A 14,959-nucleotide genomic window follows, 5' to 3' on the forward strand; every position below is an offset into this window, starting at 1 on the left:
GTTTGTGAAAGTGCGCTTTTTCATCAAAAATCCTGAAGTTATCCACCATATAGTACCGAAAATACACATAAAGATGCCGCCGCATCTATGATTTATAAAACCATTGATGCGACGGCTCCCATTAAAGAAATAAAACAAAAATCATATATAATAATCACACCAGCGGCTTTCGCTGGCCGGCGTGCAGCTTTCCCTGACCATCAGTTTTCCCTCCAGTTCAACACGCACCGCTCCTTTATGCCCGCCCCGCATATGATCCAGCAATAGAAAAAGCGCAAATCTTCCCATTTCCTCTTTCGGGAGACGAACAGTTGTCAGCATCGGCCTGGAATACTGCGCATCCTCAATATCATCACAGGAAATGATCGAAGGCATAAAGTATCGTTTTTTATGATAAGCCAGGCATTTTAACATACCGATAGCCGTAATATCATTGGCACAATAGATACCCGTTGGGCAATCTTCGGATTTCAATAAATTTTCCATCGCCTCATAGCCCTCCACCTCCGTCTGTTTTGTCTCGATCACACATTCCGGGGCTAATTCAATATTATGTCTGTGCAGTGCATCAAGAAATCCCAGATAACGCGGCTCATTATGGTACCTGCCGACATAAGCTATCCGTTTATGTCCAAGCTGAATCAAATATTCAACAGCCATAGAGGCCACTTTACGCCCATCGCAGACAACCTCATCCACACCATAATCCGCCGAATCTCTGTTCACAGCTACAACGCTCCGATATCCGTGCCTCAGCCTTTTTAGCGCCTCCTTATTACATTTTCCAATGATAATAAGTCCGTCGCATTTTTCTCCGGTCTCATCACGAATTTTCCTGATAATCTTGTCCAGATTTTCCGAACGGCATCTTTTATCATCCGAAAAAAGTGAATAATACCAAACCTTTGTCAACACACACATATGCCTATGGATCTCACTTTCAATAATATGAAGCAGCTCATTAAAAAACGGGTCTGACCGGGAATTATCCACCCGTGTCATCAGTATACTGACATAGTAAGTTTTACCACTCCGCTTTCCAACGCCTTTTTTCAGATTTCTGGCCGCCTCATTCGGTACATAATTCAATTCGCGGGCCAGACGCCAGATCGTCTCCCGGATTTCCGGTCTGGAGCATCTGTAATTCGGGTCGTTCAAAACTCTGGAAACCGTTGAGGGGGATACTCCTGCTCTTCTCGCAATCTCTTTAATTGACATCTTATCCCTCCTCATCTTTTTCCATACAAATTTTTAAATTGAAAAAAGGTTTTAAATCCTTAAATGATTTAAAACCTCCAGCATGTCCGGTCAGTTTTCCTACTTTTTATATGGGTTTTATATGTTTTTATTATCTTATACTTTTTTCATTTCGCTGTCAAGCTTTTTTTCAAATATAATACTCAATATTCAATTCAGAATTGCCTAAAAAGCTTATTAATATCTTCTTACGGATTTCCAGAAACAGATTGTTGCTTCTGTCTCTTGGGCGCGGCAGATTTACGGGAATAATTTCCTTAATCTTTCCCGGTCTTTCCGATAAAATCACAATTCGATCGCTCAAAAATATTGCTTCATCGATATCATGAGTAACCAGTAACATCGTGCGTTTCTCGTGTTCCCATATCCGAAGTATCTCATTTTGCATATTGATACGTGTAAATGCATCCAACGCCCCAAAAGGTTCATCCAGCAGCAAGACCTTTGGTCTGCCGATCAAAGCTCTGGCAATACTTGCCCTTTGCTGCATTCCGCCAGACAATTGGGCCGGATAAGCTTTTTCAAATCCTGTCAGTCCAACCAACGCTATGTATTCTGCGATCCTCTCCTTCTTTTCATTATCCACTTTTCCGGAAATACCAAACTCAATATTTTTCTCTACAGTCAGCCATGGATAAAGCCTGGCCTCCTGAAATACCATGCCGCATTCAATCGACGGTTTATCCACCAAACGACTGCCAATGCGGATTTCTCCCTGTGTACTTTTATCCAATCCGACAATGAGTTTCAAAAGAGTGCTTTTACCACATCCGCTCTTGCCGACAATACTGACAAATTCCCCCGGTCTTACATCCAGATTAATATTATTTAAAACCTTCAGTTCTCCACTGTCAATTTCAAAAAACCGGCTTATATTGTTAATCTCTAAACCTATATTCTCTTTTATTGCTTCATCCAATATGTCCACCACCTATTTGTTTGCATTAACATCCCATTTCAGCAAGTATCTCTGAATTCTTAATATAAACGTATCTATCAATAATCCGATAAAACCAATAGAAAACACTCCAACCAGCATAACATGGGGTTGTGTTAATTCTCTTGCATAAGTGATCATAAAACCGATTCCTTTGGAGGCCGCAATCATTTCGGCAGCTACCACGCAAGTCCATGCCGCGCTGATACCCAAACGTATTCCGGTAAAAACAGAGGGCAAAGCCGCAGGAAAAACAACCTTTGTAACAATCTGCCACCTGCTTTTCTCCAAAATGAACGCTACTTCTAAAAGTTTTCTGTCAACAGACAAAATTCCCTGGATAGTATTTAATAAAACAGGCCAGAAACTCCCGATAGCTATCACCGTTACCTTTGATGACTCTCCGATCCCCATCCAAAGAATCAACATTGGAATCCACGCGATCATTGGAATGGGCCGAAAAATACCAACTAAAAAAATCAACAGTTTATTGATTCGTCTGGAAAAACCCATGATGCTTCCTAAAACGATCCCCGCCGCTCCTCCGATCAAAAATCCCTGCAGCACTCTGATCCCGCTTACCATCAAGTGGCCTTGCAGCTTTCCGGAATTTACCAGGTCGGCAAAGGTTTCCACTTCCCTCTTTGGAGACGGCAGAATATGTTGATTTATATATCCCAGATCACTGCACACCTGCCATAAAATCACCAGTATTACAGGAATGATCAAAAAAGTTACAACATTTTCCACATTCTGTTTCGTCTTTTTTCGTTTATTTTTCCCTCCTGCCATCATATCACCGCCTGATTACCCTCTTGTCAATTTATCCAAATGAATATATAGTGGATGTTTTTCGCGTTCCTCTTTTAAACGGACCGTATAACTCTCATTAATCACTTCTTCTATATCGATATAATATATTGCCGCAAGATTATTCTCCGGATTTCTCTGTTCTGCCTTTATGTAATAATCTTCAAACACTCTTCCTGCAATAACCGACTTCACGGGAGTTCCCTTGATCTGATAGCTTCGCCTGTCTCCGGAAATTATGTTCACCGCAACCTTATTATTAAACCAAATTGCCGCAGTGAGGTTTTTATTTGTCCGGGAACCCTCCAATAATTCCATATATACGAGCTGTTTCCCATCCTCTGAAAGCTCTATACTCCCCTTAGCGACAACATGCGGATTCCCATTCATATCCACGCTTGCCAATATTTTCAGACTCTCTTTATCGGCAATCATCGCTCTCAATTCATCATTTATCACCAATGTCATTTCTTAACCTCCTAGTCATCAAAATCAATCAACCTGTCAAGATCCAGATTTATATGATTGCCGCAGCGCCGATAATCATCAGGAATGATGGATAGTTTATACTTTCTATGTAAATCATTAAATCCCTTTGCAACCCGAACATAATAATCCAACGAAGGATTATTCTGTTTAAATAAAATAGAGCCTTTACATGGTGTCCATACATTAATCGTCAAAGCGACGCCATTTTTCGTTAACTCTTCCGCGCGCCTCATGGTATCCGCATAAGCTTCATCCTCAGATTTAAAACCATTTGGCTCCGCAAGTTCCACGCCAACGACAACTCCTGTATTCACACGGCCGTGCCCGAATATTTCCACGGCCTTATAAAGACGGCTGATCCATTCATTATGACCAATAGCCCGGGCCTTCCCCGGACATATCCATCGGTAAATCTCCGGATTTAACACCTCAATATCTGTATCATAAGTCGTAATACCTGTTTCGTTCTTTAAGCGTTTAAGCTGTCTTTCGTTGAAAGCGCTGGACACAATCTGCATCGGGATCCATTGTTCCCTGAAAGCCTTTCCAACCGCCTGAATCGATTTAATATATATTTCCAATTCATCATCAAAAATTTCTTTTCCGGTGAGTAAAGAACCGGCCGTCATATGAACATTGGCATATCTTCCCTTTTGCTTAAAGGCTTCCACCGCTGTTTCAGTAATATCCTCAAAAAACGAATCCGGATAACCGGTTCCTTTATCGTTATGATGCACAGAAAACAAATTACAATATTTGCAGCCTTCCTTTGGATTATCCCAAAAATGACATACCAGATTCGGATGGACTTCAAAGCGCTGACTTCTAACCTGGGCCACCTGTTCCATCGGCGTGCCGTGACTTGTTATCTTACCGTAAAAATCCGGTCTCTCCCAAGGAAATATCTCTTCTAAAATTTTTCCATTATCCGTTATATAAAATTTACCATCTATATGATCAATGACATAAGGTTCACGATGAAAGGGATACGTTTCAATATGAGTCTCACAGACAGATGAACCGTCCCTAAGCAAAAATCCCAGCGGAGCCGGCATTTCCTCATCCGTATTAATATTTACCGCCTGCACCAAATGAAATTCAGGATCTACTGCTTCCAAAGCACGTTCTGTGTATATAACGCCCCTTCTTTTTATATCAATTTTCAATATGATCAAATATGGAACATCCGGATACTTTGCCGCAACCTGCTCTATATTTAATTCCCTTTCCCGCCAATTTGTTATATCCGCCATTTTCCCGCCTTCCTTTTTCCTTACTGTTCGCTTTCAATTGTCTCAATTGCTTTTTTAATAAATACATCATCATAAAAAACAGATAAGTCTTCAACCTCCGAGGATAATAAATCATGGTTTTTTAAAAAATTATAAGTATATTCAATCTGCTCTTTATCCTCTTCTGTAATATCCAATTGCAAATCTACTTTTGAACGCAATTCCAATACCGCATCATATTTTAAACCTGTATAATCTGAAACCAGTTTTGCCGCTTCTTCCGGATTCTCCTCTTCCCATTTCTGAACACGTACAAGAACATTTGCCAAACGCTGTGTAATTTCCGGATACTTTTCAATAAAGTCCTTTCTAAGCACAAAGAAAGTATACGCGGGGTGAGTAGAAAAATCCGCCAATTGCACAACTCTTCCATCTTTTAAGGAATCATATAAACCAACGAAATTACTCACAAATGCATCTATATCACCATTTTCATAGGCAGACAGCTGTTCGTCCGCCGTATTCAGATTGACCAACTCAATGTCATCCTCTGTCAGTCCCGCATCCTCTAAAACACCGATAAAGCACTTATGAGTAAAGGTTCCGATACCTAATCCGACCCTCTTTCCTTTTAAATCGGCAACCGTTTTAATATCCGAGCCACTCCCGGTATAAACCCCCTGTGTTTCACTCTGTCTGGACTGGGTTGCAATTGCCACCCCCTTTGAACCGCCAACAATCCCTGTGATCATAGGCTGATCTCCAACCGCATGCTCTACATCAAGCTGACCTGCGATCAACGCTTCGTTTGCCGCCGGTCCGTTTGCAAATTCAAAAAATTCGACACTCACATTATCATCCTTAAATTCTTCATCAAATAACCCTGTCTGAACGGCCAGCCAAAGTTGATTATCATATGAAACGGATTTAAAAATCGAAGAACGAATGACAACTCCGTCCGATTCAGTATTCTGATTTTCCTCTGATGCTTCCGATGATACATTCTCTCCCCTGCCCGCACATCCGACCATCATACCTAAAGCTAATATAATAACGCCAAATAATGCCGCTGACTTTTTCCTCATAATTTCCCCTCCTTATATGATTCCTGTAGTTTACTCCGAATTTCTTCCACTCTGTCCAATCGTTCCCATGGAAGATCTAAATCTGTTCTCCCAAAATGTCCGTATGCGGCTGTCTGTTTATAGATCGGTCTTCTCAAATCCAAAGCGTCAATAATGGCCGCCGGCCTTAGATCAAAAATTTTATCAATAATTTCGACAATCTTTTCATCGGATACTTTTCCTGTACCAAAAGTATCGACAGATACCGAAACCGGTTTTGCCACGCCGATGGCATACGCCAATTCAACTTCAAGTTTATCGGCAAGTCCTGCGGCTACCAGATTCTTTGCGACCCATCGTGCCGCATAAGCCGCAGAACGGTCAACCTTTGTCGGATCCTTTCCCGAAAATGCTCCGCCGCCGTGTCGGCCTGTTCCACCATAGGTATCTACGATAATCTTTCTTCCGGTCAGGCCCGCATCTCCCTGTGGTCCTCCGATAACAAACCTCCCTGTCGGATTAACATAGTAAATGGTATTCTCATCCAACAACCCCTGTGGGATGACCGGTTTGATTACATATTCAATAATATCTTTACGAATTTGCTCCAGGGTGATGTTCTCTGCATGTTGAGTGGAAATAACAATGGTATGTATTCTTTTAACCTGCCCATTCTCTCCAAACTCCGCCGTCACCTGGGATTTTCCATCAGGTCTTAAATAATCCAATGTTCCATCTTTTCTGACTTTTGTAAGCTGTCGTGTCAGCCGATGCGCAAATGAAATCGCAGGCGGAAGATATTCCGGAGTCTCATTCGTTGCATAACCAAAAATAATTCCCTGGTCTCCGGCTCCGGTTCCATAATCGATACCGCCGTCTTCCTGTTTTGACTCATAAGCTTTATCCACTCCCAATGCAATATCCGCCGACTGTTCATCAATCGAGGTAAGCACTGCAATAGAATCTGCATCAAAACCACCTGCATTTTTGGTATAACCAATTTCCCGAATCGTATCTCTGGCCACCTTTGCAATATCCACATAAGCTTTTGTCGTAATCTCACCGACAATCAATGCAAGCCCTGTGGCCACGGTTGTCTCTGCAGCCACTCTGGAATAAGGATCCTGCTCGATCAATGCATCCAATATTGCATCTGAAATCTGATCTGCGATTTTATCCGGATGTCCTTCTGTGACTGATTCTGATGTAAATAATTTTCCCATTTTTATAAGCCTCTCTTTCATAATCTGATGTTCCTCTTGTTAATCTTAGGCCGTAGTATACACCGTTTTTTTTCTCCAATTCTACCTTGAATTGAGAAATCGTTTTCACCGGCTTCCCTCAAATTTAAAAATTCACTCAGATTAATCCGCACTTTTTTTAAGAAAAAACTATTTTTATCCCGTTTTTTTATTTATCTGAGAAATCGTTCTCACACGCATTTCTTCGCATGCCCACGGCTTTTTCTCCATATTCATTGACCCTTTTTTCAAATGTGACTATAATAAACTTATATTTTTAGGAAAGAGCAGGTGATTTCATGCCGAATGTCATTTTTCACATTGATGTCAATTCCGCATTTTTAAGCTGGACGGCCATTCGTCTGCTGGCCGAAGGAGAAACAGTGGATATTCGGACGATTCCTGCCGCCATCGGCGGTGATATATCCAAACGCCGGGGTGTTATTCTGGCAAAATCCATTCCGGCCAAATCCTTCGGAGTTACCACCGGAGAACCGATCACAGATGCCCTGAAAAAATGTCCGACACTGCGCATCGTCCAGCCCGACCATACATACTATCGTAAATGCAGCCATCAAATGCTGAATCTTCTGGAAGATTATTCGCCGGACATCCGTCCCTACAGTATTGATGAATGTTTTATAACCTACATACCTTTTAAAAACGGCGGCGAAACACCTCTGACCGCCGCCAATCACATTCGGGAACACATCCGGGATTCCCTGGGCTTTACAGTAAATATCGGCATATCCACCAACAAGCTTCTGGCAAAAATGGCCTCTGATTTTAAAAAACCCGACATGGTGCACACATTATTTCCTGAGGAAATTCAAAAAAAAATGTGGCCCCTGCCGGTGCGGGACCTGTTTATGGTGGGCCGTTCCTCTGCCCGGACTTTGGAATTGCTCGGCATTAAAACCATCGGCGATCTGGCGCAGACGGATCCGGCAATCCTGACTTCTCATCTGAAAAGCCATGGGCAGACCATCTGGGAATACGCCAACGGGCTGGAATATACGCCCATTGATACCCACCATCATGTGGCCAAAGGCATCGGCAATTCGACAACCCTGTCCTCGGACGTCACCGAAACTGCCGACGCCAGAAAAGTGCTTTTATCCCTGGCCGAGTCCGTTTCCCGGCGTCTCCGGGAAGCCGGTCAATGCGCCGGAATGGTGAACGTTGAAATCAAATACAGCGATTTCAGCACAATTTCCCACCAAATGCAGCTTTTGACTCCAACTCAAAATGCCGACATTCTCTATCGCCACGCCTGCCGGCTTTTTGACGAAGCCTGGGACGGCCGCCCTGTACGCCTGCTCGGCATCCGCACTTCAAAGCTTTCCGATGCGGACGCGGTTCAAATGAACCTTTTTGAACCCGAAGAAAACCAGAAACTGCAAAAACTGGATAAGGCTCTGGACAGCATACGGCAAAAATACGGAAAAGACGCCGTTGTCCGGGGGAGCTTTCTGAAATCCTGAGGCGGAGGACATTATGCAGCGCTTTCTTCATTCCGTTGTTCTCTATATAAAAAAATCAGGAAGGAATCTCTGCCTTTGTAGATTCTTTCCTGATTTTTTGCGTATCTTAATAGACCTTCTTCTTTTTCACCGGCTTTTTTCGGACTGTATAGCCAAAGCCGCCCAGATGTTTTCCCATGCCGTAATACTGTCCATGGGAATAGACCAGCGGTTCCGCCTTTTCCAGATGGAAGGTTCCCTTCGCGTCCATATACTGCTCGTCCACATAAACCGCCGTCACCTCAGCGATAAACATGTCATGACTGCCCAGCTCCATGACATTGGTCACCTTACATTCGATGGACACGGGGCTCTCCGCCACCATCGGTGCATATTGAAGCCCGCCCTTCACCGGCGTCAGCTTCATTTCCTTAAATTTATCCATATCCCGGCCGGAGCGCACACCGCAAAAATCAGTGGCCTCCGCCAGCTTTTCCGTTGTCAGATTAATGACATATTCTCCGGTTTCCCGAATCATATGATGGGAGTACCGCTCTTTTCGAACGGACACATACACCATCGGCGGTTCTGAGCAGACAGTCCCCGTCCAGGCAGCAGTCATTAAATTGACATTTCCTTCTTTATCGCCGCAGCTCACAAGCACTGCCGGCAGGGGATAGACCATATTTCCCGGTTTCCATTTCTGTTTTGCCATAAATAACTCCTATTCCTGCAGTGTTCCGACCATTTTCGGAATAAACTGTTTCTTTCTTGATACCATATTATCAACAAATACACTGTCGCCATCCTTTGTCACCGGCACATCAAAGCATCTGGATGCCACGGAAAGGGCCGATTCATCCGAACAGAGCACCAGCGTCGACTCATCCAGAATATTGGTAAGCATAAAGAATATCATATCCAGGCCATGCTCTGACTTCGCCTTCGGAAGCATGGTAGACAAACGGGCATGGATCTTTTTCAATTCACGGGCATCCAGGGATGTGATCTGTCCAACACCAAACTGGGTATCTCCTGCCGAGAATTTCTTGAAATCCTGATAGAAAATATCCGCATCGGATTTGCTCTTTAAATCGCTTCCGGCCTCAAACATCTGCATGGCATAGGCCTCAACTTCAATTCCGGCTATTTTTGCCAGGGCCTCGGCAGCCATCCGGTCCAACGGCGTACATGTCGGCGAGCGGTACATTAATGTGTCTGAAAGAATGGCCGAACACATCAACCCCGCCATATCCTTCGGAATATCCACCTTGTTTTCCCGGTACATCAGATAAATGATCGTTGACGTACAGCCCACCGGCTGGCATCGGAAAAATACCGGCTTCATGCTCTGAACATAACCCAATTTATGATGATCCACAATCTCCATAATCTCACAGTCGAAAATGCCGTCTACAGCCTGTCCCGCTTCATTATGGTCCACCAGGGCCACTTTCTTTTTATCCAGATCAATCAGGTTATGGCGTGTAAACATCCCCAGAACCTTTCCCTGATTGGTCACAATCGGAAAAGCCCGATGGCGGTTTTTCGCCATGACTTCTTTCACATCATCGATAAAATCGTCTTTTTTAAAGGTCTTCATATCTTTAACCATGAAATGGCCAATCGCCATACTCTGGTTGATCAGGCGGGCCGCAATAAAGGTATCATATGGTGTCCGGATGATTGTACAGTGATGCTCCGCGGCCTGCTTTAAAATCGTATCGCTCGGCTGGGTATTCATACTGATGATCAGGCATCCCGCATTCATCTCAATGGCGCACAGCTGGGACTCATAGCGATCCCCGAGCATCACCATATCCCCGTCCTCAATGTATTCTTCCATTAAATCCGGGTTGGCCGCCGCAATTAAAATCTTACCCTTTTCCACAACGCCTTCCGGGTCGCCGACAAGCATCTCGCCGTCCAGCGTTTCCAGAATATTTTTATAAGGCGTTCGATTTTCCGACAGCACACGGCTGTCATAAACGCCCATATAGGTTTTGGCAATATCCCCTTTGGTAATCAGGCCAAGAAGCTTTTTATCATCATCCACGATCGTCAGCGTTGAGACCTCTTCCTTCTGAAGCTGCTGCCAGGCCTCCCGGATCGACATATCCGGCCGTCCGCTGTAAGCCGGTGAAATCTGCACATCTCTCACCTGTGTGCGCACGTCCTGCATATAAATCGGAACTTCTGCCTGAAATCTGTCCAGAACAAAAGCTGTCTCCGAATTAATTTCTCCGGCCCGGGCCGGTATATAATTCATCCCGGTCACATTTTTCCGCAGATAAGCATAGGCAATAGCGGAGCAAATGGAATCTGTGTCCGGATGTTTATGTCCAATGACGTATATTTTTTCCTTTTTCATCTCTGCGCCCTCCTGCTACTGCTGTAATGCAGCGGTCAATTTTGGTATTAACTGCTTTTTCCGGGACACCACGCCCGCCAGATCAATATAATGTTCCTCCGCATCCTGATGGAAACCATTCTCCACAAGCATCTTCGCATCCTTTCCCACAAAAAGCAGCCGCGTCGATTCTTTAAGAATGTCTGTCAGCATAAAGAAGATCATCGGAACTCCCGTCTCTTCCATCGCCGACGCCATATAAGCCAGAAGCCGTTCCTGGACGCTCAGAAGTTCTTCCCGGTTCATAGATGTGATCTGGCCGACGCCGTAAGGAATATCGCTGGCAACAAACTTTTTATAATCCTGATAGAAAATTTCCGAATCGGCTTTCTTTCGAAGCTGACTGCCCTCTTCAAACATTTTCATAGCAAAGCTTTCTATATCGATTTCCGCAATCTCCGCCAACTGTTCAGCCGACATTTTATCCAGTTCCGTGCATGTCGGCGAACGGAACATCAATGTGTCTGATAAAATGGCCGCACACAAAATGCCCGCAATTTCTTTTGTAACGGGAATCTGATTTTCTATATACATCTCATAAACAATTGTTGCCGTGCAGCCCACCGGCTCATTGCGCACCTTCACCGGGCGGATCGTCTCCACCGTGCCCAGTTTATGATGATCAATAATCTCCATGATTTCCGCTTCATCCGCACCGTCCGCCGCCTGATCCACTTCATTATGATCCACGAGAATTACTTTTTTTGTATTCATATCAATCAGTGTCCGGCGTGAGATCATTCCTGAATAATGCCCTTCATCGTCCACGATCAGAAAATCCCGATGCCGCTTTGCCATCATGATCGGCTTAATATCAGCCACATAATCACTCTCTCTGAAGGAAATCAGTCCATCCTTGATCATGAAACGGCTGACCGGAATACTCTGGTTAATGGAACGGGTGACGCTATAAGTATCCGCAGGGGTACAGATCACCGCACAGCCATTCTCCTCCGCCAGTTTGCAAATTGTCCGGGATACCTTCGCTCCATCACATATGATAATGCAGGAAGCCCGGTTTTCAATGGCGCTCAGCTGGGCTTCATAGCGATTGCCCAGAATAACCAGGTCATCCTCTTTGATAAATTTATCAATAACACTGAGGGTGGCCGTCGATACGACCAGCTTCCCCTTTGTCAGCCGTTTCGCCGCATCCCCGACAATCAGCTCGCCCTTCAATGTCTCAAGAATATTGGCAATCGGCGTACATGCCTCAGATAATATCCGATTATCCAAAACCGACATATAAGCTCCCGCAATATCCGAAATGGTGATCAAGCCCTGAAGCTTTCTGTCATCATCCACCACCGCCAGCGTGGACGTTTCCATCCGGCGCATAGTCTCCCAGGCCTTTTTCAACGAATCGTCCGCCGATATTCCCGGGATCCGACGGATATCGATATCCCCCACCTGTGTCCGGATAGCATTCATATACACCGGGACTTTCTGCTGAAACTTTCGCAGAACATAATTTGTTTCCGTATTGATCTGGCCTGCACGGGCCGGTACATAGACGGCCTGGCCGCTTTCCTCACCTTCAATCAGGAAATCCTGATAATGCTCAATGGAATCTCCCTGATGAACCCTGGAAAGAATTTCATTTTTGAGCGAGGCATAGGCAATCGCCGAACATACCGAGTCCGTATCCGGATTCTTATGCCCAATGACATAGATTTCCTTTTGTCTCTTAACTTCCATAATGTTACTTCTCCTTTGAATCAACCTAAGCGTATTTTAGCATATATACACTGATTTCACCGTATTTTTTTCAAAACAATACTACTGTTCCGAAGCCGGCTTTTCTTCAGATTATGTCCCGCCTGCCGTAGAAAAAAGCTCTGTCCGGCTTCCCGAACAGAGCTTGTCCAACCATACTTACAGGCGTTTCAACAATGCTTCTGTCAAATCTTCATATCCAGGTTTTCCAAGAAGCGCAAACATATTTTTCTTATAACTTTCAACGCCCGGCTGATTAAATGGATTAACTCCGAGCACATATCCGCTGACGCCGCAGGCAAATTCATAGAAATAGAATAATTCACCAAGATAGAATTCGTTCTGCTCAGGAATATGCACCATCAGGTTTGGAACATTGCCATCGGTATGCGCCAGAACCGTGCCGTTCATCGCGCTCTTATTGATGAAATCCACATTCTTTCCGGCCAGATAATTCAGGCCGTCCAGATCTACCGGCTCCTCCTCAATCAGTATCTCATGTTTCGGTTTCTCCACTTCCAGAACTGTTTCAAACATAATCCGCGCGCCATCCTGAATGAACTGGCCCATGGAATGTAAATCTGCTGTCAGTGTCACTGAAGCCGGGAAAATACCTCTCTGATCTTTACCTTCACTCTCTCCATAAAGCTGCTTCCACCACTCGCCGATATATAAAAGAGACGGCTCATAGCTGCATGTGATCTCTATGGATTTGCCCTTGCGGAGCAAAATGTTTCGGATCGCCGCATACTGCAAAGCATCATTTTCCTCAAATTCATTTTCAAGGCAGCGTTTTCTGGCGCTGGCGGCCCCGGCCATTAACTGATCAATATCCGCACCGCTGACCGCGATCGGCAGAAGTCCCACCGCTGTCAGTACGGAAAAACGTCCGCCCACATCATCCGGCACAACAAAGGTTTCATAGCCTTCCTCTGTCGCCAGATTTTTCAAAGCGCCCTTCGCTTTATCCGTTGTGCAGTAAATACGTTTTGCAGCTTCTTCCTTGCCGTATTTATTCTCGATCATTTTCTTGAAAACCCGGAAAGCCACCGCCGGTTCCGTTGTTGTCCCGGACTTTGAAATCATGTTAATGGAGAAATCTCTGTCCCCGATGACATCCATCAAATTACTTATATAAGAACTGCTCAGATTATTTCCCACAAAATAAATCTCCGGTGTCTTACGCTGTTCTTTTGGCAGTATATTGTAAAAATTATGCTGTAAAAATTCAATCGCAGCCCGGGCCCCGAGGTAGGAACCGCCGATACCGATAACAAGCAGGACGTCGGAATCACTCTGAATCTTAGCGGCCGCCTTTTTTATTCGTGCAAATTCTTCTTTGTCATAATCTACCGGGAGGTCAATCCAACCTAAAAAGTCATTTCCGGCACCGGTTTTGCTGACAAGCACTTCTTTTGCATCTCCAACCAGTTTTTTCATCAATTCCACTTCATCAGCCCGGATAAACGGTGATGTTTTAGAATAATCAAATGTAACTCCTTTTGCCATGTTTCTTACCTCCATTAGTATTTAAATATTCTTATCTATCATAATACCAAAATGACAGGATTTTATCAATGATTTAATCCTTTTCAGCATAAAAATTCTTTCAGGACATCCTCCACGATCTTCGCGTCCACCGCGTCATTTTTCCGGTTCAGACCGTCCTCTCCGTCAAAGCCGTCATAATAATACTGGCTGTTTCTTTCCTTACGCCGCCCCGTACCCGTGGCTGCAATCTCCTGAAGCGCCCGCTTATACTGCTCCGGCGCCACCTTCCCGGCCTGCTCCTTATAATCCTGGGCCAGTTTATTGCCGAGATAATTGTCTACATAATCCGCGATACTGTTTGTCAGCAGCCTTTCCTTTGCCCCAAAATCCATAAACATCAAAAGACCGCCGAGAATCACCGTACCGAGAACCGACATTCCGAATACAACAGCTATCCGGTACAGGGCTTCGCCCCTGGTCCATCGATACATCAGGCTGCCGCCGCCGACAGCGAGCATCACTGTCATCAAAAGATAAGGCAGACGGCTCCATCCCTGCAGCGAAAAAGGCCCTACCCGGAATTTCTTTATGTAGCGGCCGATCAACGCCTGTGTATCTTCCGGATGCATACCGATTTTGTAATAACTGGTTACCTTCAATTTAATGTATTTGATCAGGCGCTGATTCGAAGTTCCCATCAAATCCGCCTCGCGTATCAATCTTTTGTAAATTCTTCCTGTCATCCATAAAGTAAGCAAACCGGCAACCATCAATACGGCTTCCGCATACATTGGAATACCCTGTCCCAAAAACCAGTTCCTCATTTTTATGAGCTCCTTTCATTGATTA

13 protein-coding genes are annotated in these 14,959 nt (G+C 44.5%); 1 reads left to right on the plus strand and 12 read right to left on the minus strand.

The annotated features are described in order from the left end of the window. Positions 1–141: 141 nt before the first annotated feature. From ACMN7X_RS11930 to metK, 7 genes are all read right to left on the minus strand, one after another. A complete protein-coding gene (locus tag ACMN7X_RS11930; RefSeq protein ID WP_418747686.1) occupies positions 142–1,233 on the minus strand; it encodes a LacI family DNA-binding transcriptional regulator in 1,092 nt (363 codons plus the stop codon). Positions 1,234–1,387: 154 nt separating this feature from the next. Beyond that, positions 1,388–2,176: an ABC transporter ATP-binding protein gene (locus ACMN7X_RS11935; protein ID WP_418747687.1), complete on the minus strand. Its 789-nt coding sequence runs from the start codon at positions 2,174–2,176 to the stop codon at positions 1,388–1,390. Positions 2,177–2,188: 12 nt separating this feature from the next. Further along, the gene (locus ACMN7X_RS11940; protein ID WP_418747688.1) at positions 2,189–2,986 is read right to left on the minus strand and encodes an ABC transporter permease; all 798 of its coding nucleotides are present in this window, start codon (positions 2,984–2,986) and stop codon (positions 2,189–2,191) included. A 15-nt stretch (positions 2,987–3,001) separates the two neighbouring features. Then, positions 3,002–3,472, minus strand: a complete 471-nt coding sequence (locus tag ACMN7X_RS11945) for a pyridoxamine 5'-phosphate oxidase family protein (RefSeq protein ID WP_418747689.1) — start codon at positions 3,470–3,472, stop codon at positions 3,002–3,004. 11 nt (positions 3,473–3,483) lie between these two features. After that, entirely contained in the window at positions 3,484–4,746 is a 1,263-nt protein-coding gene (locus tag ACMN7X_RS11950) for a radical SAM protein (RefSeq protein WP_418747690.1), read from the minus strand. A 20-nt stretch (positions 4,747–4,766) separates the two neighbouring features. Next, entirely contained in the window at positions 4,767–5,810 is a 1,044-nt protein-coding gene (locus ACMN7X_RS11955; RefSeq protein ID WP_418747691.1) for an ABC transporter substrate-binding protein, read from the minus strand. Continuing rightward, positions 5,807–7,012 (minus strand): methionine adenosyltransferase, encoded by a 1,206-nt coding sequence (gene metK / locus ACMN7X_RS11960; RefSeq protein WP_418747692.1) that lies wholly within the window; start codon positions 7,010–7,012, stop codon positions 5,807–5,809. Before metK ends, ACMN7X_RS11955 begins: the two co-directional genes overlap by 4 nt. Before the next feature lie 317 nt (positions 7,013–7,329). Between metK and ACMN7X_RS11965 the strand changes: the two genes are divergently transcribed. Beyond that, positions 7,330–8,514, plus strand: a complete 1,185-nt coding sequence (locus tag ACMN7X_RS11965) for a DNA polymerase Y family protein (RefSeq protein WP_418747693.1) — start codon at positions 7,330–7,332, stop codon at positions 8,512–8,514. Positions 8,515–8,620: 106 nt separating this feature from the next. On the opposite strand, the gene ACMN7X_RS11970 is transcribed toward ACMN7X_RS11965, so the two are convergent. The 5 genes from ACMN7X_RS11970 to ACMN7X_RS11990 all read right to left on the minus strand — a co-directional run bounded on the left by ACMN7X_RS11970 (position 8,621) and on the right by ACMN7X_RS11990 (position 14,934). Further along, positions 8,621–9,208, minus strand: coding sequence for a flavin reductase family protein (locus ACMN7X_RS11970; protein WP_418747694.1), 588 nt, complete (start codon positions 9,206–9,208; stop codon positions 8,621–8,623). Between the two features lie 9 nt (positions 9,209–9,217). Next, complete coding sequence (locus ACMN7X_RS11975; protein WP_418747695.1) at positions 9,218–10,864, minus strand: putative manganese-dependent inorganic diphosphatase; 1,647 nt, start codon at positions 10,862–10,864, stop codon at positions 9,218–9,220. Positions 10,865–10,879: 15 nt separating this feature from the next. Further along, entirely contained in the window at positions 10,880–12,601 is a 1,722-nt protein-coding gene (locus tag ACMN7X_RS11980) for a putative manganese-dependent inorganic diphosphatase (RefSeq protein ID WP_418747696.1), read from the minus strand. 177 nt (positions 12,602–12,778) lie between these two features. Further along, positions 12,779–14,128, minus strand: coding sequence for a glucose-6-phosphate isomerase (locus ACMN7X_RS11985; protein WP_418747697.1), 1,350 nt, complete (start codon positions 14,126–14,128; stop codon positions 12,779–12,781). A gap of 83 nt (positions 14,129–14,211) precedes the next feature. After that, a complete protein-coding gene (locus ACMN7X_RS11990; protein WP_418747698.1) occupies positions 14,212–14,934 on the minus strand; it encodes a hypothetical protein in 723 nt (240 codons plus the stop codon). Positions 14,935–14,959: the final 25 nt, after the last annotated feature.

The organism is Frisingicoccus sp., from assembly GCF_048388605.1.
Lineage (GTDB): Bacteria > Bacillota > Clostridia > Lachnospirales > Lachnospiraceae > Frisingicoccus.